Origin of the sequence: Streptosporangium sp. NBC_01639, from assembly GCF_045209755.1 — a bacterium.
GTDB lineage: Bacteria > Actinomycetota > Actinomycetes > Streptosporangiales > Streptosporangiaceae > Streptosporangium.
Genome location: NZ_CP109272.1, coordinates 6,715,908 through 6,735,991 on the forward strand (window position 1 = coordinate 6,715,908; position 20,084 = coordinate 6,735,991).

A 20,084-nucleotide genomic window follows, 5' to 3' on the forward strand; every position below is an offset into this window, starting at 1 on the left:
TTCGCGGCCGATGCCCGGCCACCCTCGCGCGCTGCCCAACCGCGACGCGACGGGAGAATTTCGGACCTCGGGCCGGGGAGGAGGTCAGGTCTCTGCCAGCGGGTCCTGCCGGAGGCTGATCTGGATGGCCCACCCACGGATCTGCGCTCCGTCGAACTGCTGGATCCCGGGAAGCTGCAGCAGCGCCGCCCGCAGTGCCCTGTCCACCTCGTCGACCGGTGCGCCGCCGTGGGAGGCCATGATCCGCTGCACCACCTGGGTGGTGCGGGCGTCGAACCGCGGTCTCTTCCCGGTGGCGGCGCGCATGGCCACGTCGCGCAGGGCGGCGTTGTCCATGGTGATACGGACGCGGGACATCCTCGGTTCCCCCCGGGATCGGCATACCTGTGCGATCAGACTAGGAGGCGCGGAGCCGCTGGTCACGCACCGTGCGGGGACGTGTCTCCGGCTCGGCCGGACGAGTGATCGCGGTGTGCGGGAGCCGGTGACGGTTCCGGGGTCATCCGAGTGGTCGCGGTATGTACGGGGCCGTGGCGGTTCCGGAGGTCATCCGAGTGGTCGCGGTGGATGGGAGCCTGCGATGGCTCCGGAGGTCATCGGGGGACCGGGACGTCTCTCTTCTCCGCGAGCCGCCGCAGCGCCTCGTCCACATCCCGGTCGATGGGGAACGCCGCGCGCAGCCGGGTCAGCTCCAGAATCCGGCCGAGAAACCCGTTGACCCCGGCAAGGCGGAGCCAGCCGTTCTGCTCGTAGGCGCGGCGCATGGTCGCCAGGAGCACCCAGACTCCCGTGGAGTCGCAGAAACCCAGCTCCGTCGTATCGATGATGATCCTGACGTGTCCGCGTGTCAGCAGCGCGGTGAGCGCCTCCTCAAGCGGCGGCGCCGCCGGTTTGTCCAGATCGCCGGTGAGCGACACCACCGAGAACCGCGGGTGGTCGCTCACCGTGATGGAAAGTCGAGTCATGATGCCCCGCTGTCCACGGCTGTTGGAGACAGCACCCCTGTGGGGAGCCGCGAAACGGAAACCACTGTCACCACCGTACGCCGATGGTTCGGGGTGCTTCAACGGGGCGAGGGGAATGCTCCGGCCAGGCTGTTCGGGGGTGGCCGCCACCGTTCGGAGATCCTTCCCGCGGGGCGCCGGTGGCGCGTTCTCCGGAGGGGGCGGCCGGCCCGGGTGGCGGCCGGGAGCCGGGCGCTCGCGTCCGTGCCCCGATGACCGGCCGAAAATAGTTACTATGAGTAATCGTTCGAGCGCACGTCTCGTGTCCGGCGGGAGAGACGATCTCCCCGAGGAAGGCCCGGACCGGTCATCCGAATCCGGTGGGTCGTTTGCCTCGTGCCGTTGCGGGCACCCGGAAACCATGGCAACCATCGGTCCGGCGGTGCTCACCGTCAACGCGGGATCATCGAGCCTCCAGCTCCACCTGGCCCGAAACGGCCAGGTCCTGCGCACCGCGCACAGTGAGAAGAGTCCCGATCCGGCCGGTGTCGAACGGGCGGTGTCGGAATTCCTCGACGCCGAGCCCGGCTGTGAGCCGGTGGCGGTCGGTCATCGCCTGGTGCACGGTGGCGACGCCGTACGGCGGCCGACGGTCGTCGACGACGATGTGCTGGCTGCGGTGCGCGGGTACGCCGATCTCGCTCCGCTGCACGTGCCGCCCGCCCTCGCGCTCGTCGAGGCCTGCCGGCGCCTGCTGCCCGGGATCCCGCACGTGCTCTGCCCGGACACCGCCTTCCACGCCGCCCTGCCCGAGAGCGCCGCGACCTACGCGCTGCCGTCGGAGTGGAGGAGCCGCTACGGCCTGCGTCGTTACGGATTCCACGGGCTGTCCTACTCCTGGGCGCTGGGGCGGGCGGCGGAACTGCTGGGACGACCCGCCGGCACCTTGCACCTCGTGCTGACCCACCTCGGCGGGGGCGCCTCGGTCTGCGCGGTCCGGGAGGGCCGCAGCGTGGACACCTCCATGGGCTTCACGCCCCTTGAGGGGGTGCCGATGAGTAAGCGATCGGGGAGTGTCGATCCCGGCATGCTGCTGTGGCTCCTCTCCGACGACCGGCTCTCCCTTGAGGAACTGCGCGACGGGCTGGAGCACCGGTCCGGGCTGCTCGGGCTGTCGGACGGCAGATCCGGTGACACACGGGACCTGGTGAGCGCCGGTGACCGGGCCTCCGCGCTGGCGCTGGAGGTGTTCGCCCACCGGGTGAGCCGGGAGATCGCCGCCGCCGCGACCAGTCTGGATCGGCTGGACGCGCTGGTGTTCACCGGGGAGATCGGCTGGGACCAGCCGGAGGTCCGGGAGGCCGTCTGCCGCAGGCTCGGACTTCTCGGCGTCGATCCGCCCGCCCGTGCCGCTCCGGGGGCCGACCCGGAGACCGACGGGGCGGTGAGCTCGCCGGATGCCGCCGTGCCGGTGCTGGTGGTACGGCCACGCGAGGAGTTGCAGCTCGCCCGGGACACCACCGCCGCGATCGGCGGGACGTCCGCAGACGTGTCCGGGTGACGCGAAGATTTGTACGGGGGTGAGGTCATGGTGCGTGAACTGACGAACGGGGCCGTCGGGGGTGCGCTCGCCACCGCGGCCATGAGTGCGGTGATGCTCGCCGGAAGCCGGGTGGGCCTGATGCCGGACCAGCCGCCGAAGCGGATTGCGCGTGCTTTCCTGCCGGGCCGCAAACACCGGTCCAAGCCGGGCGAGGGCGTGCTGGGCGCGGTCACCCATGTCGGTTTCGGTGCGGCGTGCGGCACCCTGCTCGCCCTGGTCTGCCGGCGACGACGTCCGCCTGCGCTCCTCGGGGTCGGCTACGGGCTGGCCATCTGGCTTGTCAGCTACCAGGGGTGGGTGCCACGGATGGGCATCCTGCCGCCGATCTCAGCGGATCGGCCGGGCCGTCCCGTGGTGATGGCGGCCGGTCATGTGGTGTACGGCGCCGTGCTCGTCCTCGCGGTGAACCACCTCAACGACGCCGCCCGGACGTGAGGCTGGGCGGGAACCGCGTGATGGAGACCGTCTCCAGGTCGTGCAGGACAGGAGGGGGGAGGCCGTCCCGGCGAATGGCGATCGTGGAGACGGCGGAACTCTGTCCTGCGGCGCGGTCCGCCGGAACCGCGGATGGCCGTGGTGGCGATCTTCGCGAGGCGGATGCTGCGACGCTTCCTCCGTTGGTCCTATCGGGCCACCGGATTCAGGTGCCCGCCGTGCTCGTCGTGCTGATCGGCGTCGGCGTCGTCGAACCACACACCGCCGTCCGCCAGATAGCGGAAGCGGATGGGCTGCTGCGACGGAACGGTCAGACTCACCTGGTAGGTGCCGTTGTTCTTGCGTTGCATCGGGTGGGCGTAGGGATCCCAGTCGTTGAAGTCGCCGACGAGCGAGATCCCGCCCAGAGGCTGCTCGGCCGGCACGGTGAAGGTGATCTTTACCTGCCCGTTCTTGGTGGGTTTACCGCGTTTGATCATTGAAGTTCTCCTGACATCACTGTCTCCATGAGTGGCCTGCCGAGATCGTTGTGAAGAGAGGGCGCGGAGGTTCCGCCGACTTCCCGAATGTGCGCCCTGGAGGCGGTCCACGATCGGAAGGCCGACGTTCCGTCGCGGCCACGCCAGTACGATCCACTGGAATCGTTACCGCCAGTAATCGACTGACAACACGCTGCGCCAACTTTTGAGCCGGATAACGCCCGAATTTGACTGGATCATGATGATTGACTGACCCATATCGCGTGAACGGAGCTTTTTCTCCCTTCCGCTTTCGGCCGAGCCGTACCGGAATGGGGGCACGGGCCGTCGGCGGGGAGGCGTCCGGAGGGGCTCTTGTGACTCGCCGGGGACGCTCCGCGCCCGAGGCACCGCGACGTCCGAGGGTGTCGGTGGAAGATGGGCTTTATGGACATACGGCCCATCTCCCCCGCCCTGCTGGTCGAAGAACTGGCCGACCGGGTCGCCTCGGCGGCTCCGGGCTCCTGGGTTCGGGTGGCCTTCGACGGCGCTCCGGCGGCGCGGCCGGAGCAGTTCGCGGACGCGCTGGTGGACCCGCTCCGCCTCCGTGGTCGCGAGGTCCTCCGGGTCTCCTCCGGAGACTTCCTGCGCCCGGCGTCGCTGCGCTACGAATACGGCCGAACCGATCCGGACGCCTTCTACACCGACTGGCTCGACTCCGGAGCCCTGGTCCGCGAAGTGCTCGGCCCGCTCGAACCGGGCCGCTCCGGCAAGATCCTGCCCACGTTGTGGGACAGCGTCGTCGATAGGGCGACACGCGCGCCGTACGTCACCGTGCCTCGGGGTGGGGTGCTGCTACTGGACGGGGCGCTGTTGCTGGGGCGGGGGCTGCCCTTCGATCTGACCGTTCACCTGTGGCTCTCGCCGGGCGCGCTGGCCCGGCGGACCGGTGCGGAACAGCAGTGGACGCTGCCCGCCTATGCGCGCTATGAGCGTGAGGCGGAGCCGGTCGGCACCGCTGACGTCGTGGTCCGCGTCGACGATCCCAGGCATCCGGCGATCGTCAGGAGGCCGTGAGACCGGCCACCGGCCGGGAGTGGGTGTGGATGAGCGGGCCGCGTCCCCCGGATCGCGACCCGCTCGCCCGTGTTCGTCCGGTCAGACACCGGCGCGGGACGGCATCCGGCCCTCGCTGTAGGTCTCCTCCATCATCTCCCCGCTCACCGCCTGGGTGTCGGCGTGCGTCTCCTCGATCCGCAGGGCGACCCCGATCGCGAAGAACGTCGGTGCCCACTCGCCGATGAAGATTCCCCACCGGTCCGCCCGGTCTCTTCCGGCGTGTTCGAGCGACTCCGAGCCCAGCCATGCCGCGACCGACATGCCGATCGACACGAGTCCAGCCATGTACATCGTGCTGGATCTCAGGCCCATTTTGTGAAGCTTGTTGATCATTTCATCCCCCCGATGATGGTTCGTTGTTATCGTTACCATTCGGTGTCACATGTAACCGGATGTCCGAAAAAGCTGCCCGCCGTATCGAATCCGGACGGACCGGGTCAGGGGCGCTGGGAGTCGATGCGACCGCTGTCGCCGATCCGTTTGAGCAGCCCGTCGCGCCGGGCCTCCAGCTCGTTGGCCAGATTCTCCTGCTCGTCGGCCATGTTGATCAGTGCAGACCGTTCGGCGGGGTCCGTCGGCCCGAGATCGCCGACCTGCCCGCGCATCTCGGCCACCTCGTCCCGGAGCCTCTTCAGATCCTCTTCGACTTGATGAAGTTCCTGCTGAATGCTCATCCGGTATCCATACCCGTGCATCGGGCACCGATTCCCGTCACCGGTCCGGTCGGACGTCGTGGCGCTGCCGCTCGTCGGCGTCGGGTGCCGTCCAGTCGGGCGGGGCGACGCGATTCTCGCCCTGGTGAGGATGCCCATCGTCCATGCCGTGGCCTACCGCCCCTCGAACAACCACGGTGGCATCCCGGATTCAACGACGGTCTCGGTGAAATTCCGCGCCAGCTCTTTTTCCTCTTTCATTTTCGGCAGCAGCTCTTCCAGCGTCGTCCGCTCCATCATGCCGTCGGGGTTCGGGCCCGTCTCCGGGCCGAACCAGTGGCTGAGGACCTCCTGCCGGCCCTGCGCGTCACGGGTGCCGGCGCTGGTCACGACATGGAACATGTCATCAAGGAAGATCACATGTCCCGCCGGAATGTCGGGTCCGCCGATCCCGGTGGCCGGATCGATCACGTAAGGCTCGCGCGAGCCGGGGACAAGGCGATCCATCATTGTGCCGTAGTAGTTTCCGCCGCCATCGGGCCATCTGGCGGCGGCCGCCTCGGCATGAATGCGTTCCAGCCAGGCCTTGTCGATCCCACCGGCCAGGTAGGCGATGAACATGGCGGCCTCCCAGCAGCTCATCCTGGCCCGCGGCCCCGGCTCGGGCCCGATCCCGCGGATCCACGCGGCGAAGTCGTTTCTCGGATAGCCAGGCCTGTCTACCCATATCAGTCCATCCGCCCTGTCGGGTCCGCTCGGCACCCAGCTGAAGTGGCCGAGTCGTCCCTCTCCGGCCTCGACGACGGCTCGGCCCCGGGAGTCGGCGAACCACGCCGCGTGCTGTGCGTCGATCAGTGCGGCGACCCGGTGCGGATCGGCGGCGTGGGCCTGGGCGTCGATCCGGTGGGCCACCTCCTCCAGGCGCTCAGGTGTCTGGCGTAGATCGGCGAGCTGCCGCACGACCTGCTCCGGAACCGCACCGTCGGCCCCCCACACGCGCGTGATGGCCATCTCGGCGGCCGGTGGAGTCCCCTTCGAAACCGGGCCGGCGGGTTCGGCCCCGCCGGATGTGCCGGGCACGTGCGGGTGGGCGGGCGCGGGCGGTCCGGCACTGTCGGAGAGCGCGGTGGCCGGGGGCTTCGCGGTGGGGTTGAGCAGCCGCTCGATCCGGCCGGCCGGAGCCTCGTCACCGGAGGTTCTGTGACGGGACACCGGCGGGGCGTCCCCACCGGCCCGTGCCGGCGGGGTCGTCGCATCGAGGTCTCGTGGAGCGTCCGCCGTGCGGGAGGGGGAGAGCACCTCGTCGGGCTTGCCCGCAGGAGGTGCCGGGTCCCGGGGTGGGGCCGCCGACGGCTGGTGGGATGCGGCGGGTTGGTCGGTGGGGCGTGCGGGCGCGGTGGCGGGCCGCTGTTCGCGACTGGTCGTGCCCGTGTCGCCGGGGGCGCGTGGGCTGGTCCCGGGTTCGGCGGCACCGCCGGAGTGGGTGTTCAGCGGTCCTGCGGCCACGGTGGTCGTACTGGTGCTCGCGGGGCCGTCGTGATGAGGACGGTCAGGGTGCGGGCCGTCGTGAGCAGCGGAGGAGAAGGACGTCGTCTCCGGGGTGGTGGCGTTGCTCAACGTGGTGTCACGGGCGGTGCCCGTGAGGGGGTCGAAACCCCTCCCGGACGGTTCGGAATCCCTGGACGGTTCGGGGTCCCTCCTGGGGGGTTCGGAAACCCTGGACGGTTCGAGACCGGGCAGGGGACCGGGGCCGGGCGGGGAGTCAGGGGCGGGGGGTTCGGGATGGGCGAATGGAGACGGGCCATCGCCGGGTAGGGGGCCGCTGTGGGGAGGACCGCCGGGCGTGCTTGCACTGGGTGGAGGCGGGGGGCCTCCGGGTGGCGGGGAGCTTCCGGGCGGCGGTGGGGGGCCACCATGTGGGGGGCTGCCGTGGGGGAGGGTCGTGGTGAAATGCTGGCCGTCGGCGCCCAGCGCGCTGGAGGTGACGGCCTTGGCGAGCAGGTCCCAGTCGAAGTCGCCGCTGATGAACATGCCGCCCGCGGTGGTGAGGCCACCGGTCAGCGCGTACTGCACGGCCTGCCCGAACAGGGAACTGGTGGCGGCGGCCAGCAACTTCTCGGCCACGCTCATCTCCGCCCGCGACAACCCCGCCCGCAGGGCCGGGGAGGCCAGATGGGTCAGCCCACCCGACAACCCGCCCATCAGGAAGCCCATCGCCCCGCCGGTCACCGCGGAGATCAGCAGCTGCCGTTCATCGAAGTCGTCGCGGCGGCCCCGGGCGATCTGCAGGGCCTGGACCCCGCCCTCCATCCCGCCGACGATGGCGGCGAACAGCACCATGTTGGCCAGCGCCCGCCGGACGATCTGCCCGACCGCCAGCCGGGCCAGTCGCACCCGGACCGGGATGAACGCCAGACTCGCGCCCCCGCTGGCCACCGCCATGGCCAGCAGGTAGCCCACCTGCACGATCAGCAGCCACACGGTGGCCTCGATCATGTACCTGGCGTACTGGATCTGCACCCCGACGTTGTTCAACCTGACGGCGGCGCCGATCAGCCGGTTGACCAGATCGGCCACCTGCCCGCCCGCGACCCGGGTGACATGCTCGGCGAAAGCGGTGTGCGCCGCACCGTCCCACGCCTGGCCGATCTTGTCCGCACTCCGCGGCAGGTCGGCCCAGGTGCCCGCAACGACCTCATGCGCGGCGATCACACAGGCGTCGGCGAGCCGGAAACACCCCTCCTCGTCCCCCTCGGGCCAGTCCATCCCGACCACCCAGCCGATATACGGCTTGGCCCAATCCGGGGTCAGAATCCCATCGAACCCCACAGGCGATCAGCCGCCACTGCCACCGGGGTCATCGGCCTGCCCGTACCTTCCGGCACTGGCACGCAGCCCGGCGGCCCTTTCATCTTGCCCGTAGATGCAGACGTCGAAGGCGCCGAAGATCCCGGCTTCGATTTCGGGCAGCTGCTTCTCCAGCTCGGCCCCGTACTGATCGTTTCCGAGGGTGCGCCGATCCCGGTCGAAGGCCGCACGCAGCACCTCCCGTGCCCGGATCACGTTATCGCGCTGTTCCCCGGCGATCGCGGCCCTCCGGTCCAGCGCCGAACGCTCCACGGAGTAGCCGGGCTCCGTCACCTATGCACCTCCTGCTCGGTCAGAGGCGGTCGTCCGGTCGAACGACGGCTCCGAAGCCGTGCCGCCCGCCGATCGCCCTCCAACGCTCCCCGAGTGAGCCTTGGAGCTCCACCCTCATGGGTAGTCCTCTGGTCTCCCGCCCTGTCGGCGCCCAACGCGGTCACTCCAACCCTCTACAACATCATTTAGATCAACTGTCCCATGTGCCCATGCTTCACACAATTTGAGAATTGTTGTGATGGATGTTACGGAGAACCGTGTCGGCAATCGGGGAAAACTCGATACGGCCCGCTCAATGGAGAGTGGCGGGAATGATCCGGGCGAGCGCTCCGATCTCCAGTGCCACCCACAGCGTGCCGTCCGGCCCGGCCGCGATGCCGTGTGGCTCCGAGGACGGGGTCGGCAGCTCGTGCTCGTCGATCCGGCCGCCGGGAGTGATCCGTCCGACGCGGTTGGCCCCCCATTCGGTGAACCAGAGGTCGCCGTGCGGATCGGCGGCGATGGCGTGGGGACGTGCTCCACGGTCGGGGAGCGGGAACTCGTCGATCCGGCCGCCCGGTTCGATCCGCCCGATCTGGCCCGCGCCGATCTCGACGAACCAGAGGGCGCCGTCCGTCCCGGCGGCGATGCCCACGGGAGCGGCCCCGGCGGTCGGCAGCGGGTGAACGGCGATGCCGCCGTCCACGCCGATCCGGCCGATCGCGTCCGCCTGGTTCATGGTGAACCACATCCCCCCGTCCGGACCGGTGACGATCGCGGACGGAAACGCCCCCGCAACCGGCAGCGGGAACTCCGCGACCGTGCCTTCGGTCGTGATCCGGCCGATCCGACCGGCGTTGATCTCGGTGAACCACAGCGCGCCGTCGGCTCCCGTCGCGATCCCGTACGGCCCGGCGTCCGGCGTCGGCAGCGCGAACGAGCCGATCTCCCCGTCCGTGGTGATCCGGCCGATCCGGTGGCTCCCGGTCTCGGTGAACCACAGCGCGCCGTCGGGGCCGGAGGTGATGACCGTCGGCCCGGAGCCCGGATCGAGTCGATGCGAGCCGATCTCTCCGTCCATGCCGATCCGGCCGATGGCGTTCGCCTGGTTCATGGTGAACCACATCCCCCCGTCGGGGCCGGCGGTGATCCCGTACGGCCCGGCGTCCGGACCGGACACGGAGAGCTCTTCGAGTGAGACGGTCAGGTCGTGTGACATGGTGAATCCTTCCTGGGCTCGGCCGCCGGGGCCGAGGTCGTCTGTGACGGGCTTGGCGAGCGGACGTCAGACGAGACGGCCGTCGCGCATCCCGATCTCGGTACCGGTGAAGCGGCCGCGCAGCGTCCGGTCGTGGGAGACGATCACGAGGGCGCCCCGATAGGCGTCGAGGGCCTCCTCCAACTCCTCGACGAGGGTGAGCGAGAGATGGTTGGTCGGTTCGTCGAGCAGTAGCAGATCGGCCTCGCCGACCAGCAGTCTGGCCAGGGAGAGCCGCCGTCGCTGACCGACCGACAGGGCTTCGGCCGGCGTCCTGAGGTCGTCGGGCCGGAACAGGCCCATCGACAGCAGCCGCGCGCCGTGCTCCTCCCGGTGGCCCGCCCGGCCCTCGGCGAACGCGTCGAGCACGCTCAGCCCCGGCCGGACCGGGGGCGACTCCTGCGGCAGGTAGCCGATCCGTCCCCGGCGCCGTACGGCACCGCCGTCGGGCCGCAGGTCGCCGGCCAGGACTCGCAGGAGAGTGGACTTGCCCGCGCCATTGGAGCCGTGGACCAGCAGCCGCTGTCCTGGCTCGACGGCGAAGGAGTCCACGGCCAGCCGGGCTCCAACCCGTACGGCGTGCAGTTCGGCGACCGGTCCGTCGGCCGTGCCGCGCCCGAAGACGCCGCCGAAGCGCAGCGGCGCGGGCGGCTCGGGCACGGGATCGGCCCGCAGTCGGCGCAGGCGTTCCTGAGCCTGGCGGACCCGGCCGGCGACGGAGCTCTGCACCCGGCCCGCGTCCCGGTCGTAGGCCATCTTGTTGCCGTCCTTCATGGCCCGCCCGGGTGCGACGCGGTGCGCCGTGGTCGCCGCGAAGGTCTCCACCCGCCTGATCTCCTCGCACCAGTCGGCGTAGGCCTGCTCCCACCGCTGCCGGGCCGCCGCCTGCTCGGCCAGAAACCCCGCGTAGCCGCCGCCGAACCGAGTCACCTTGCCCTCCTCGACCTCCAGGATCGAGGTGGCCACCCGGTCAAGGAAGAACCGGTCGTGGGAGACCACGACGACCGTGCCCCGGTGCTTCCGCAGCCGCTCCTCCAGCCAGGCCGTCCCGGCCGCGTCGAGGTGGTTGGTGGGCTCGTCGAGCAGCAGGATCTCCGGGGAGGCGGCCAGCAGGCAGGCGAGTCCGAGCCTGGCCTGCTCCCCGCCGGACAGTCCGCCCAGCGGACGGTCGCGGCCGACGTGCCCGAGCCCGAGGCCGTGCAGCGCCTTGTCCACGTGGGTGTCCGCCTCGTAACCGCCACGCGTCTCGTAGGCGCTCAGCAGGTCGCCGTACTCGGCCAGCCGGTCCTCGGTGAGGTCCTCCTCCAGGGCGCGCATGCGCCGTTCCATGGACCGCAGCTCCGCGAGCGCGGCGTCGACGGCGTGCTGGACGGTCTGGTCGGCGGGCAGGCCGATGCTCTGTCCGAGGTGGCCGATCCCCCCGGCGGCGGCGACGGTGATCTCGCCGTCGTCCGCCGTCTCGGCACCGGCGATCAGCCGCAGCAGGGTGGACTTGCCCGACCCGTTCTCGCCGACGACCCCGGCGCGCTCACCGGGTCTGACGGAGAAGGAGACGTGGTCGAGAACCGGCCGCTCGCCGTACGACTTGGAGATTCCTTGCAGGGTGAGCTGAGTGGACAGGACGGTCCTCCGGAAGACGAGGTGAACAGGTCGTGGTGGTGCCGGACAGAAGGTCCATGGCCGCTGCGCTCCTTTGCTCTCTTCTTAATGCTACCGAGTTGCATTAAGATGGAGTATGCCTGATGTGCCGCAACTCATGCAACCGGAGGTGAACGTGACATCACACGGGACGGCACGGCCCGGCGGGCGCACCGCCCGGGTGCGCGGAGCCGTGCGCGAGGCCACCCTCGCGGAGCTGGCCGAGAAGGGGTTCGATGGCCTGACCGTGGAGGGCGTCGCCCTGCGCTCCGGCGTGCACAAGACCACGGTCTACCGGCGTTGGGGCAGCGTGGAGGGGCTCGCCGCGGACGCCCTCGACCTGGCGGGCGGCGAGCCGTGGCCGGTTCCCGACACCGGCACGATCGAAGGGGACCTGCGGGAGCTCACCCGCCTGGTGGTGACCGGCTTCGCCGACCCCGAGGCGGGTCCGGTCTCGACGGCGTTCATCGCGGCCTCATCGCGGAACCCGGTCGTGGCCGGGGCGTTGCACGCCTTCTTCGCCGCCCGTCACGAGCAGTCGGCCATCCTCGTCGCCCGGGCGATCGAGCGCCGCGAACTGCCCGACGGGACCGATGCCGCCGACCTGGTCCGGACCGCCGTCGCACCGGTGTACTACCGGCTGTTCATCAGCGGGGAGCCGGTGGACGAGGAGGTGGCCGACCGTGCCGCCGCCGCGGCCCTCGCCGCGGCCCGTGCCGGGGTGTTCCGGTCGTCCCGGGAGGTCTCGCCGGACCGTCCCGACTGAGCGTGCCGCCGGACGGCCGTCACCGCGGGTGCGGCCGCTGGTAGAGGCCGCCCCGGACGAGGCGGAGCTCTTCCAGGGCCCGGCGCGCACCGGTCCGGCGGGACAGCGTCAGGGCCTGGCGGGCGATTCCGGCCGAACGCTCGGCTTCGTGCGCGTCGGCGTAGGCGTGGGCGAGACAGGCCATGGTGTAGGCCGTGAGGTAGGTGGACGGAGCCTCGTGGAGATCCCGTTCCAGGAGTTCGATCGCGTCGGCGGGATGGTGGAGCTGGATGAGACATCCGGCGGCCAGGGTGTTGTGGAGCCCGGCAAGCTGGTCGGACACCTTGAGCGTGTCGTCCTCCGTGCTCTCCTCGGGCACCTGTCCGGACTCCTCGGCGGACTCCTCCAGGCGGCGGTGGCACATGTCCTCGGCTCCGGCCAGGGCGTGGCCCTGCGCCTCGTGGCTGCGTGCCATGGCGTCGAGCGGATGCGGAGAACGGCCGAGCGGATGCGGGGAGTCAAGGTGCTCACGGGCGGCGACGGCGAGGCCGATCACCTGCTCGGGGTTGCTCCGGGCGTCCTGGAGACCGGCTCGGCGGGCGAGCGTGTACGCCACGAGCCGTTCGTCCCCGGCCTGGTGCGCCGCGAGTATGGCCCGGTCCGACCAGGCCAGCGCCTCGTCGAGGTCGCCGGCCTCGTAGTGCATGCGGCTGATCTGCTCGGCGTCCTCCGCGCTGAGCATGAGCAGGGCCTGGCGGACACCCGATCCCGCGTCGCGGTGCAGCCCGTCGACCGCGGTGAAGAGCGGGGACAGGGCGCCGACCGCGCGGGCGGGGCGCAGATCCGATCGTGAGTAGGCCCGCAGGACGGTCTGGAAGTAGGCCACGGTCTGGTCGTCGGCCCGGTGGGGATTCTCGATCGCCCGGCCGGCGCGCTCCTCGTCCTCGGCCGAGAACGCCCCCGCCAGCAGCGGGATGCCGGTCAGGTGATGCCAGAGCGTCGTGCCGGCCGCCTCTCCGCTGAACAGCTCCGCCTCGTTCATGTCGAACGCGCGGCACAGCAGCTCCGCGTACAGCTCGTCGGGTCGCTGCTCTCCGGCCTCCCAGGAGCGGACCATCCCGGCGAGTTCCTCCTGGGCGGGCAGGCGGTCGCGGGTCGCCTCGTCCGCGGTGCCGGCCAGCCGTTCCCCGAGTTCGCTCCGGCTCCACAGGCGGCCACGCCTCCAGGCGCGCATCCGAGCAGCCCAGTTCGGAATATCGATGGTGATCATCGGTGCGTCCTCTCGGCGTGGCGAAAAGATATGTTTCGCCCACTTTGCGGCATCTGTCCTTATTCTCCTCCGTCCACCGCCGTCGGCTGTCACAAGGATGCTAAAAACTCGGGTGAGGATCCCGTGGTCCCCGGAAAGGGGTTGTCGCCTCAGGCGGGGGCGTAGTCGGGCGCGACGCCCAGCTCCGCCAGCCAGGCGCGCATCCCGGGGACCTCCGAGGGTTCGGCGGCCACCTTGGCCGCATACGCGGTCACCGTGACCTCCTCGCCGTCCGCGAACAGCAGCCGGGCGGGAGTCGACCAGGAGAGCGTCCACCGCGCCTGGCCATGCTGGATCAGCGTCGCCTCCAGCGCCTTTCCCAGCACGTCTGCCAGCAGTGCGTCGGAGGGCTTCCAGCCGAGCTGCCGCAGCTCGGCCTCCAGTGCGGCGTGCCGTCCCCGGGCGAGTGCCTCGAAGGCGGCGTCGAGGTAGGGCCGGGGAGTTCCCATGACCCGCTGGCCGGCGACGGACAGGTCGTGCAGCGCCTCGGCGTTGCGCATGCCGTACATCCCCTGCGCGACGAGGTCATCCCAGGACACCGGCCGCAGCCTGGCCAGCGCCTCGGGGCTCCAGACGGTCAGTTCGACGGCCGCCGCGGCGATCGCCGGGTCGACCAGGAGCGCGGTCGCCTGGCGGGGGTCGGGCGGGTGCCCCGGTTCGGGCAGCAGGGCGATCGCGGCGAGCCGCTCGCGCAGGCTGGGGTGGGAGTCGTAGGGGGAGGTCTCCTCGGGCGCCTCGCCGGCCCTCGCCAGCTCGGCCTGCCCGGCGGGGTCGTTCAGCAGGGCGCGGAAGCCCGCCAGCACCTCCGCCGGACGGTTGCCGCCCGCTCCGGCCAGGGCCATGTAGCGGTCCATGAACCGCTCCCAGGCCAGCGCGGCGATGTGGATCTCGCGCAGCGCGCCCGCCATCGCCTTCCGGCCCGCGATGGCGACCGCGAATCCGTCGGCCTCCAGCTCCTGCTTACGCGAGACGGCCTGTGAGACGCGCAGGTAGAGCTTCGCGTAGGTGAAGAACAGCCGTTGCACCAGAGGATGGCCGCCCAGTCCCTGGACGGCCGCGACCAGCGCGACCCTGCCCCGGTAGACGGGCGCGCCGAGACGGGTGTGCGCCCCGCTGTAGTGGCCCAGCTCATGGCCGAGTACGGCGCGCATCTCGTCGACGGTGAGGATCTGCAGCAGCGGCAGGCCGATGTACATGCGACGCCCGGTGGCGCGCAGGCCGAGCAGGCGGGTGTCCTCGGAGACCGCGGCGTTCACCTCGGCGACGAGGCGGATCTCGTCGGGCGGCGAGGTCTGCACGCGCTGGGCCAGCTCCTCGACCGTCCGCCACAGTTCCGGCTCCTGCTCCCGGGAGACCGCCACGCCGGGCTGCTCGCCGTTCTTTCTGCGGCTGACCATCCACAGCGCGCGGACGAGCGCGCCGGCCGCGAGGGTCAGCAGCGCGCCGAACTGCAGCGCGCGGGCGTGGAAGTCGACGAACAGTGAGACGTCCAAGAACACGGCGGCCGCCAGGACGAGTCCGACCAGGACATAGAAGCCGGCGAGGAGGGCGAAGGCCAGCGTGGCCCGGAACGCGGTGGTCATATGAGGAGAAACTCCGTGATGAGGCGTATAAGTGTGCAAGACCCTAGTGGAGCCCCATGCCTCCCCACGGGTGATCCTCGCAACGGAGGACCTCGACAAGATCGCGTTTCCTCGGTCCGTCACCTCCCCACGGGCGGTCTTTCTGGCGGAGGGCCTCGACGGGGCCGCCTGTCCTCGGGCCGTCGCCTCCCCACGGGTGGTCCTCCTGACGGAGGACCTCGACGGGACCGCGTGTCCTCGGTCGCTCCCCTGCGGGAGTGTCGCCCGGAACATGCGGCCGTGCCGGGATACGTTGGGGCGATGGACTCCGGTTTTGGCTACTTCGCGACCCATGACGCGGTCGATCCGGCCCAGATCGCCCGGATGATCGAGCAGCGTGGCCATGCGATGCTGCTGTTCAGCGAGCACACCCACATCCCGGTCGGTGCGCCGCCCCAGCGGCCCGAGAGCGGCCCGCTGCCCCGTAAGTACCGGCACACCTACGACCCGTTCGTGGCGTGCACCGCCGCCGGCCTGGCCACGACACGGCTGCGGGTGGGCACCGGCATCTGCCTGGTCCCCCAGCACCATCCGATCACCCTCGCGAAGTCGGTGGCGAGCGTCGACGCTCTCACCGGTGGGCGGTTCGTCTTCGGCGTGGGCGCCGGCTGGCTCGAACCCGAGATCCGTCACCACGGGGTCGATCCGGCACGCCGGTTCGCGGTGATGAAGGAGCACGTCGAGGCGGCGCAGCGGATCTGGACCCGGGACGAGGCCGACTACCGCGGTGACTTCGTGTCCTTCGGCCCGATCTGGTCATGGCCCAAGCCGGCCCAGCGGCCCTACCCGCCCGTGCTGGTCGGCGGCACCGGACCCACGGTCTTCGACCGCGTGCTGTCCTACGGCGACGGCTGGCTGCCGAACTACGGCCCCGGCGTCCTGGAGCGCGCGGCGGAGCTGTTCAGGCGCGCCGACGAGGTGGGCCGGTCCGTCCAGGTGGTGATGATGTCGGTGCCCTCGGACCCCGCGGTTCTCGAGGAGTGCGAGAAGGCCGGGGTGGCCGTCGTGCTGCCGTGGTTGCCCTCGGCGGGGCTGGGCCGCGTCGAGCGTGAGATGGACGCCTTCGAGGCGGCGCTCGCCCGGATGCGGGGGGAATGACCCGCCCACGTCCGGGCGTGGCCGAAAAGAGTCCTTACTAACTCGTCAGTAACATGTAATGGCTTCTTGTCAGACCGGTGCAACGGGCCGACATTCTGGTCAGCAGAGTCGATCGGGGGAAAACCCTGGAGGCCAGATTGAACGTCCCCCGCCGCACCCTCACGCTCATCGCGGCAGCGATCCTCACGTCCGTCCCGGCGACCGCGGTGGCGGACACCTCGTCGGCCGCCATCGGCGCCATGGCCTCGATGGGCGACTCCATCACCCGCGGGTTCAACGCCTGCGGCTTCTATCTCGACTGCCCCTCCCGATCCTGGTCCACCGGGTCCAACTCGGCGGTCGACAGCCACTACCGGCGCCTGCGGGCCGACAACCCCTCCGTCGTCGCCCACAACGACGCCCGGTCGGGCGCCAAGGTCGCCGACCTGGCCGGGCAGGCCCAGCAGGCCGTCTCCCAGGGGGCCGGCTACGTCACGATCCTGATCGGCGCCAACGACGCCTGCACCTCGTCGGAGTCGGGGATGACCTCGGTCGCCGACTTCGAGGCCAGGTTCCGTACGGCGATGCAGACACTCGCCACCGGCCTGCCCACCGCGGAGATCTTCGTCTCCAGCATCCCCGACATCAAGCGGCTCTGGGAGGTCGGCAAGGACAGTTCCTCGGCCCGCGCCGCCTGGGCGACCCTCGGCATCTGCAAGTCGATGCTGGCCAACCCCCGCTCCACCGCCCAGGCCGACGTCGACAGGCGTGAGCGGGTACGCACGCGGGTGACCGAGTTCAACGCGGTGCTGGCCGCCGTCTGCGCCGAGCAGATCACCTGCCGCTACGACGGCGGCGCCGTCTTCGGCTACCCGTTCGCCCTCTCCCAGATCAGCACCTGGGACTACTTCCACCCCAACGCCTCCGGCCAGCAGGTGCTCGCGGAGGTCACCTACAACGCCGTCTTCGCCGTGTAGCACGGCACCGGCCACCGCCGCCCTCGCCGTACGGGCGACCGGCCGCCTCGATCGTGCGCGGATCTCCCGCTCTGACCGGCGGGAGGTCCTGGCAATAGTGACTTTTGTGGCATTAGGGACTTAGATATCGCTTGGTTACGGCGAGGACCAAATGGCGGGACCGGGGGCTGAATGCGGAGCGATGAGCGCGGACGAGCGTAGGGTCGTGGGCCGGGTGGTCTCTCCGATTCTGGTCGGGCGTGAGGCTCCGCTGGCACGGCTGGCCGCCGCGGTGGCCGCGCCGCCTTCGGTGGTCGTGGTCGAGGGCGAGGCGGGCATCGGCAAGTCCCGCCTGGTCGCGGAGCTGGCGGCGCGGCCGGAGACGGCGGGGCTGCGGTTTCTGCACGGCGGGTGCAGCCAGATCAGGGAACCGTTCCCGCTCGGGCCGCTCGTCGAGGCGCTGCGGTCCAGCGGCGGCGACCTGGCCGGAGTGGCGCTGTCGCCGGTGGCCGGTGCGCTGAGATCCCTGTTTCCCGAGTTGGCGGACGTCCTTCCCGGAGCGCCCGAACCGCTGGACGATCGGGCGGCCGAGCGGCATCGGCTGTTCCGCGGACTCGGCGCGGTGCTGGCCGCGCTCGGTCCCGCCGTACTCGTGGTCGAGGACCTGCACTGGGCCGACGAGCAGACCGTCGAATTCCTGGCGTACCTGCTGGCGAATCCGCCGGGTGCGCTGTCGGTCGTGCTGACCTATCGGGGCGAGGAGGCGCCGGCCGGGGTACGGGCGCTGACCGCGCGCCCGGCTGACACGGTCGTCCATGAGCACATCGCGCTGGCGACGCTGGACGAGACGCAGACCCGCGCGCTCGCGGCCGCGATCCTGGACGGTGCGGAGATCTCCGCGGAGTTCGCCGCGCACCTGTGCACGCGGGCCTCCGGCCTGCCGCTGGCGATCCAGGAACTGCTGGCGCTGCTGCGGTCACGGGGGACGCTGATCCGGTGGGAGGGCGGCTGGGCACGCCGCGCCCTCGACTCTCTGGACGTGCCGATCGGGGTGCGGGCCTCGGTGCAGGAGCGGGTGGCCCGTATGTCGGCCGGGGCGCGGGCGGCGGCGGAGGCGGCCGCGGTGTTGCACCTGGCGGTGCCGGTCGCGGTGCTCACCGAGGTCGCGGGGCTGCCCGAGGCCGATGCGATGGCCGCGGTGGACGAGGTCCTGGAGGCCGGGCTGCTCACCGAGCGGGACGGGGTGGTGAGGTTCCGGCACGTGCTGGCGGCCCAGGCGGTCCACGAGAGCGTCTCGCTGGGGCGCAGGCGGGCACTGCACGCCGCCGCCGCGACCGCGGTCCAAGGCCTGCGCCCGGTGCCGCTGGGGAGGGTGGCACACCATCTCCGGCAGGCCGGCCGCCTCGGGGAATGGGTGGACGTCGCCGCGGAGGCCGCCGACCGGGCCTTCGAGCTGGGCAACGACGTCGAGGCGGCACGATTGCTCGAAGACGTACTGCGCCATGCGGACCTGGAACCCGAGCGCCGGGCGATCCTGGCGATCAGGCTGGGGTGGGCGGTCTCGGAGCTGCTGCATGTGCCCGACGTCACCGGCCTGCTCTCGGAGGCGCTCGAACACGTCCTCCCCACGCCGGTCCGCGGTGAGCTGCGGTTCCTGCTCGGGATGCATCTCGAAGTGACCCGGACCGATCTGATGGCCAGGTATCGGATGTTCGCCGACGCGCTCGGGGATCTGGCCGACCGGCCCGAGCTGGCGGCGTGGGCCATGGTGGCCCTGGGGCTGCCGACCGTGCCGGATGTGCCGTTGCCCGAGCACCTGGCGTGGCTGGATCAGGCGCTGGAGACGCTGCCGGCGATCGACGATCCCGCCACCCGTCTCCTCGTGCTGGGCAAGGTGGCGATGGTGTTCACCGCGGTCGGCGACCCGCGCTGGGCCGGGTTGACCGAACGCGTCGTGCAGGAGACCGGTGGTCTCGCCCGGCGCCGCGGGGAGGTCAACGCCTACCGCTCCATCGGTGGCGAAGCCTGTTTCAGTGGGCACCACGAGGTGGCGCAACGGCTGCTGACCATCGCGCGGGAGGGCGCGTCGAGCTACGACGTCACCGGCGGGGCGGAGTTCCGCTGCCATGCCTCGCTGGCGATGGTGGCCTACTGCCGAGGCGACTGGGACGGACTGGGCGAGACGATCGACATGCTGCGTCACAGGCGCAGCGACCGCCCCGTCGAGCTGACCCTCCTGGATGCCGTGGCGGCCTGCCTGGCGCCCGCTCCCGGCCGGCTCGACGCCGCCCAGGACCTGCTCCGCGAGGTCGTCCAACGAGTGCTGGGCATGGGGGACGTCGATCTGCTCCCGTTCCCGGTGAGCATGCTGCTGCGGGTGGCCACCGCCCGCGGTGAGGCCGGCAAGGCCATCGTGGAGATCACGGAGGCCGCCGCCCTGTGGGAGACCAAGGGGTTCTGGCCGGTGGGGGTCCGGGCGGTTCCCGCGCTGGTCGAGGCGCTGCTGGCGGCGGGCAGGCCCGCGGAGGCGGCCGAGGTGGTGGATCGGTACGAGTCCCGGCTGCTGGGGCTGGACGCGCCGCTGGCTCCGGCGGGGCTGCGGCAGGCCCGCGGGCTCATGGCCGCCGCGGAGCAGCGGTGGCGCGAGGCCGCGGAGCACTTCACGGCCGCCGCCGCCGACTTCCGGCGGCTACCGGCCCCCTACGAGGCGGCCCAGGCGGACGAGCAGGCCGCGGCCTGCCTCTTCGCTCTCGGCGACCCCGCCGCGGAACCCACCCTCAAGGCGGCCATCACCGTGTACGGCGGGATGGGCGCGCGATGGGACCTGGATCGGGCCACCCGGCTGGCCCGGCGATGGGGCCTGCGCCCGGCTCCTCCCGCCCCGTCGCGCGACGGGGCGAACGACTCCCTGTCGGCACGGCAACAGCAGGTGGCGCGGCTGGCCGCGGCTGGACTCACCAACCAGGAGATCGCCAGAGAGATGTTCCTGTCGCCGAAGACCGTCGACAAGCATCTCGGCGCGGCGATGCGCAAGTTCGGCGCGCGTTCGCGCACGGAGCTCGCCCGCCACCTGGACCACCCCGCAGGACCTTGATCGGGAAAGTTGGGGCGTTTACCCCATCTGTCACCCCATACCCCCCGGAGGGG

At 71.2% G+C, this 20,084-nt stretch carries 18 protein-coding genes; 7 read left to right on the plus strand and 11 right to left on the minus strand.

Going from position 1 to position 20,084, the window contains the following annotated elements; all coding sequences use genetic code 11:
• Positions 1-84: 84 nt before the first annotated feature.
• A complete protein-coding gene (locus OHA77_RS30600; protein WP_326824713.1) occupies positions 85-357 on the minus strand; it encodes a hypothetical protein in 273 nt (90 codons plus the stop codon).
• A gap of 236 nt (positions 358-593) precedes the next feature.
• A complete protein-coding gene (locus tag OHA77_RS30605; RefSeq protein ID WP_406312845.1) occupies positions 594-965 on the minus strand; it encodes an STAS domain-containing protein in 372 nt (123 codons plus the stop codon).
• A 400-nt stretch (positions 966-1,365) separates the two neighbouring features.
• Here OHA77_RS30605 and OHA77_RS30610 point away from each other — a divergent pair, with 400 nt between their 5' ends.
• Both OHA77_RS30610 and OHA77_RS30615 read left to right on the plus strand, forming a co-directional pair.
• Entirely contained in the window at positions 1,366-2,505 is a 1,140-nt protein-coding gene (locus OHA77_RS30610; RefSeq protein WP_406312846.1) for an acetate/propionate family kinase, read from the plus strand.
• A 27-nt stretch (positions 2,506-2,532) separates the two neighbouring features.
• On the plus strand, positions 2,533-2,982 hold the full coding sequence (locus OHA77_RS30615; RefSeq protein WP_406312847.1) for a DUF6789 family protein: 450 nt from the start codon (positions 2,533-2,535) through the stop codon (positions 2,980-2,982).
• A 188-nt stretch (positions 2,983-3,170) separates the two neighbouring features.
• Here OHA77_RS30615 and OHA77_RS30620 read toward each other — a convergent pair whose 3' ends face one another.
• Positions 3,171-3,461, minus strand: a complete 291-nt coding sequence (locus OHA77_RS30620) for an isoamylase early set domain-containing protein (protein ID WP_326824709.1) — start codon at positions 3,459-3,461, stop codon at positions 3,171-3,173.
• A 426-nt stretch (positions 3,462-3,887) separates the two neighbouring features.
• Between OHA77_RS30620 and OHA77_RS30625 the strand changes: the two genes are divergently transcribed.
• Positions 3,888-4,517 carry a uridine kinase gene (locus OHA77_RS30625; RefSeq protein WP_406312848.1) on the plus strand — a complete coding sequence of 210 codons (630 nt, stop codon included), beginning with the start codon at positions 3,888-3,890 and terminating at the stop codon, positions 4,515-4,517.
• 81 nt (positions 4,518-4,598) lie between these two features.
• Here the strand turns inward: OHA77_RS30625 and OHA77_RS30630 are convergent, their stop codons facing one another.
• The 6 genes from OHA77_RS30630 to abc-f all read right to left on the minus strand — a co-directional run bounded on the left by OHA77_RS30630 (position 4,599) and on the right by abc-f (position 11,210).
• Complete coding sequence (locus OHA77_RS30630; protein ID WP_326824707.1) at positions 4,599-4,844, minus strand: hypothetical protein; 246 nt, start codon at positions 4,842-4,844, stop codon at positions 4,599-4,601.
• 152 nt (positions 4,845-4,996) lie between these two features.
• Complete coding sequence (locus OHA77_RS30635; RefSeq protein WP_406312849.1) at positions 4,997-5,233, minus strand: hypothetical protein; 237 nt, start codon at positions 5,231-5,233, stop codon at positions 4,997-4,999.
• 153 nt (positions 5,234-5,386) lie between these two features.
• Positions 5,387-7,978 carry a hypothetical protein gene (locus tag OHA77_RS30640; RefSeq protein WP_406312850.1) on the minus strand — a complete coding sequence of 864 codons (2,592 nt, stop codon included), beginning with the start codon at positions 7,976-7,978 and terminating at the stop codon, positions 5,387-5,389.
• A gap of 69 nt (positions 7,979-8,047) precedes the next feature.
• Positions 8,048-8,353 carry a hypothetical protein gene (locus OHA77_RS30645; RefSeq protein ID WP_406312851.1) on the minus strand — a complete coding sequence of 102 codons (306 nt, stop codon included), beginning with the start codon at positions 8,351-8,353 and terminating at the stop codon, positions 8,048-8,050.
• A gap of 292 nt (positions 8,354-8,645) precedes the next feature.
• A complete protein-coding gene (locus OHA77_RS30650; protein ID WP_406312852.1) occupies positions 8,646-9,551 on the minus strand; it encodes a virginiamycin B lyase in 906 nt (301 codons plus the stop codon).
• 66 nt (positions 9,552-9,617) lie between these two features.
• Entirely contained in the window at positions 9,618-11,210 is a 1,593-nt protein-coding gene (gene abc-f, locus OHA77_RS30655) for a ribosomal protection-like ABC-F family protein (RefSeq protein ID WP_406319898.1), read from the minus strand.
• 154 nt (positions 11,211-11,364) lie between these two features.
• Between abc-f and OHA77_RS30660 the strand changes: the two genes are divergently transcribed.
• Positions 11,365-11,994, plus strand: a complete 630-nt coding sequence (locus OHA77_RS30660; protein ID WP_406319899.1) for a TetR/AcrR family transcriptional regulator — start codon at positions 11,365-11,367, stop codon at positions 11,992-11,994.
• 19 nt (positions 11,995-12,013) lie between these two features.
• Here OHA77_RS30660 and OHA77_RS30665 read toward each other — a convergent pair whose 3' ends face one another.
• Positions 12,014-13,243: a hypothetical protein gene (locus OHA77_RS30665; RefSeq protein WP_406312853.1), complete on the minus strand. Its 1,230-nt coding sequence runs from the start codon at positions 13,241-13,243 to the stop codon at positions 12,014-12,016.
• A gap of 149 nt (positions 13,244-13,392) precedes the next feature.
• The gene (locus OHA77_RS30670) at positions 13,393-14,865 is read right to left on the minus strand and encodes a M48 family metalloprotease (protein WP_406312854.1); all 1,473 of its coding nucleotides are present in this window, start codon (positions 14,863-14,865) and stop codon (positions 13,393-13,395) included.
• Between the two features lie 300 nt (positions 14,866-15,165).
• Between OHA77_RS30670 and OHA77_RS30675 the strand changes: the two genes are divergently transcribed.
• The 3 genes from OHA77_RS30675 (at position 15,166) to OHA77_RS30685 (ending at position 20,031) form a co-directional block, all read left to right on the plus strand.
• Positions 15,166-16,002, plus strand: a complete 837-nt coding sequence (locus tag OHA77_RS30675; RefSeq protein ID WP_406312855.1) for a TIGR03619 family F420-dependent LLM class oxidoreductase — start codon at positions 15,166-15,168, stop codon at positions 16,000-16,002.
• A gap of 137 nt (positions 16,003-16,139) precedes the next feature.
• Entirely contained in the window at positions 16,140-16,958 is an 819-nt protein-coding gene (locus tag OHA77_RS30680) for an SGNH/GDSL hydrolase family protein (RefSeq protein WP_406312856.1), read from the plus strand.
• A gap of 181 nt (positions 16,959-17,139) precedes the next feature.
• The gene (locus tag OHA77_RS30685) at positions 17,140-20,031 is read left to right on the plus strand and encodes an AAA family ATPase (protein ID WP_406312857.1); all 2,892 of its coding nucleotides are present in this window, start codon (positions 17,140-17,142) and stop codon (positions 20,029-20,031) included.
• Positions 20,032-20,084: the final 53 nt, after the last annotated feature.

Coding starts and splice junctions, on each gene's coding strand:
- OHA77_RS30600 (WP_326824713.1), bottom strand. CDS start 357: ATGTCCCGCGTCCGTATCACCATGGACAACGCCGCCCTGCGCGACGTG.
- OHA77_RS30605 (WP_406312845.1), bottom strand. CDS start 965: ATGACTCGACTTTCCATCACGGTGAGCGACCACCCGCGGTTCTCGGTG.
- OHA77_RS30610 (WP_406312846.1), top strand. CDS start 1,366: ATGGCAACCATCGGTCCGGCGGTGCTCACCGTCAACGCGGGATCATCG.
- OHA77_RS30615 (WP_406312847.1), top strand. CDS start 2,533: ATGGTGCGTGAACTGACGAACGGGGCCGTCGGGGGTGCGCTCGCCACC.
- OHA77_RS30620 (WP_326824709.1), bottom strand. CDS start 3,461: ATGATCAAACGCGGTAAACCCACCAAGAACGGGCAGGTAAAGATCACC.
- OHA77_RS30625 (WP_406312848.1), top strand. CDS start 3,888: ATGGACATACGGCCCATCTCCCCCGCCCTGCTGGTCGAAGAACTGGCC.
- OHA77_RS30630 (WP_326824707.1), bottom strand. CDS start 4,844: ATGGCTGGACTCGTGTCGATCGGCATGTCGGTCGCGGCATGGCTGGGC.
- OHA77_RS30635 (WP_406312849.1), bottom strand. CDS start 5,233: ATGAGCATTCAGCAGGAACTTCATCAAGTCGAAGAGGATCTGAAGAGG.
- OHA77_RS30640 (WP_406312850.1), bottom strand. CDS start 7,978: ATGGACTGGCCCGAGGGGGACGAGGAGGGGTGTTTCCGGCTCGCCGAC.
- OHA77_RS30650 (WP_406312852.1), bottom strand. CDS start 9,551: ATGTCACACGACCTGACCGTCTCACTCGAAGAGCTCTCCGTGTCCGGT.
- OHA77_RS30665 (WP_406312853.1), bottom strand. CDS start 13,243: ATGATCACCATCGATATTCCGAACTGGGCTGCTCGGATGCGCGCCTGG.
- OHA77_RS30670 (WP_406312854.1), bottom strand. CDS start 14,865: ATGACCACCGCGTTCCGGGCCACGCTGGCCTTCGCCCTCCTCGCCGGC.
- OHA77_RS30675 (WP_406312855.1), top strand. CDS start 15,166: ATGGACTCCGGTTTTGGCTACTTCGCGACCCATGACGCGGTCGATCCG.
- OHA77_RS30685 (WP_406312857.1), top strand. CDS start 17,140: ATGAGCGCGGACGAGCGTAGGGTCGTGGGCCGGGTGGTCTCTCCGATT.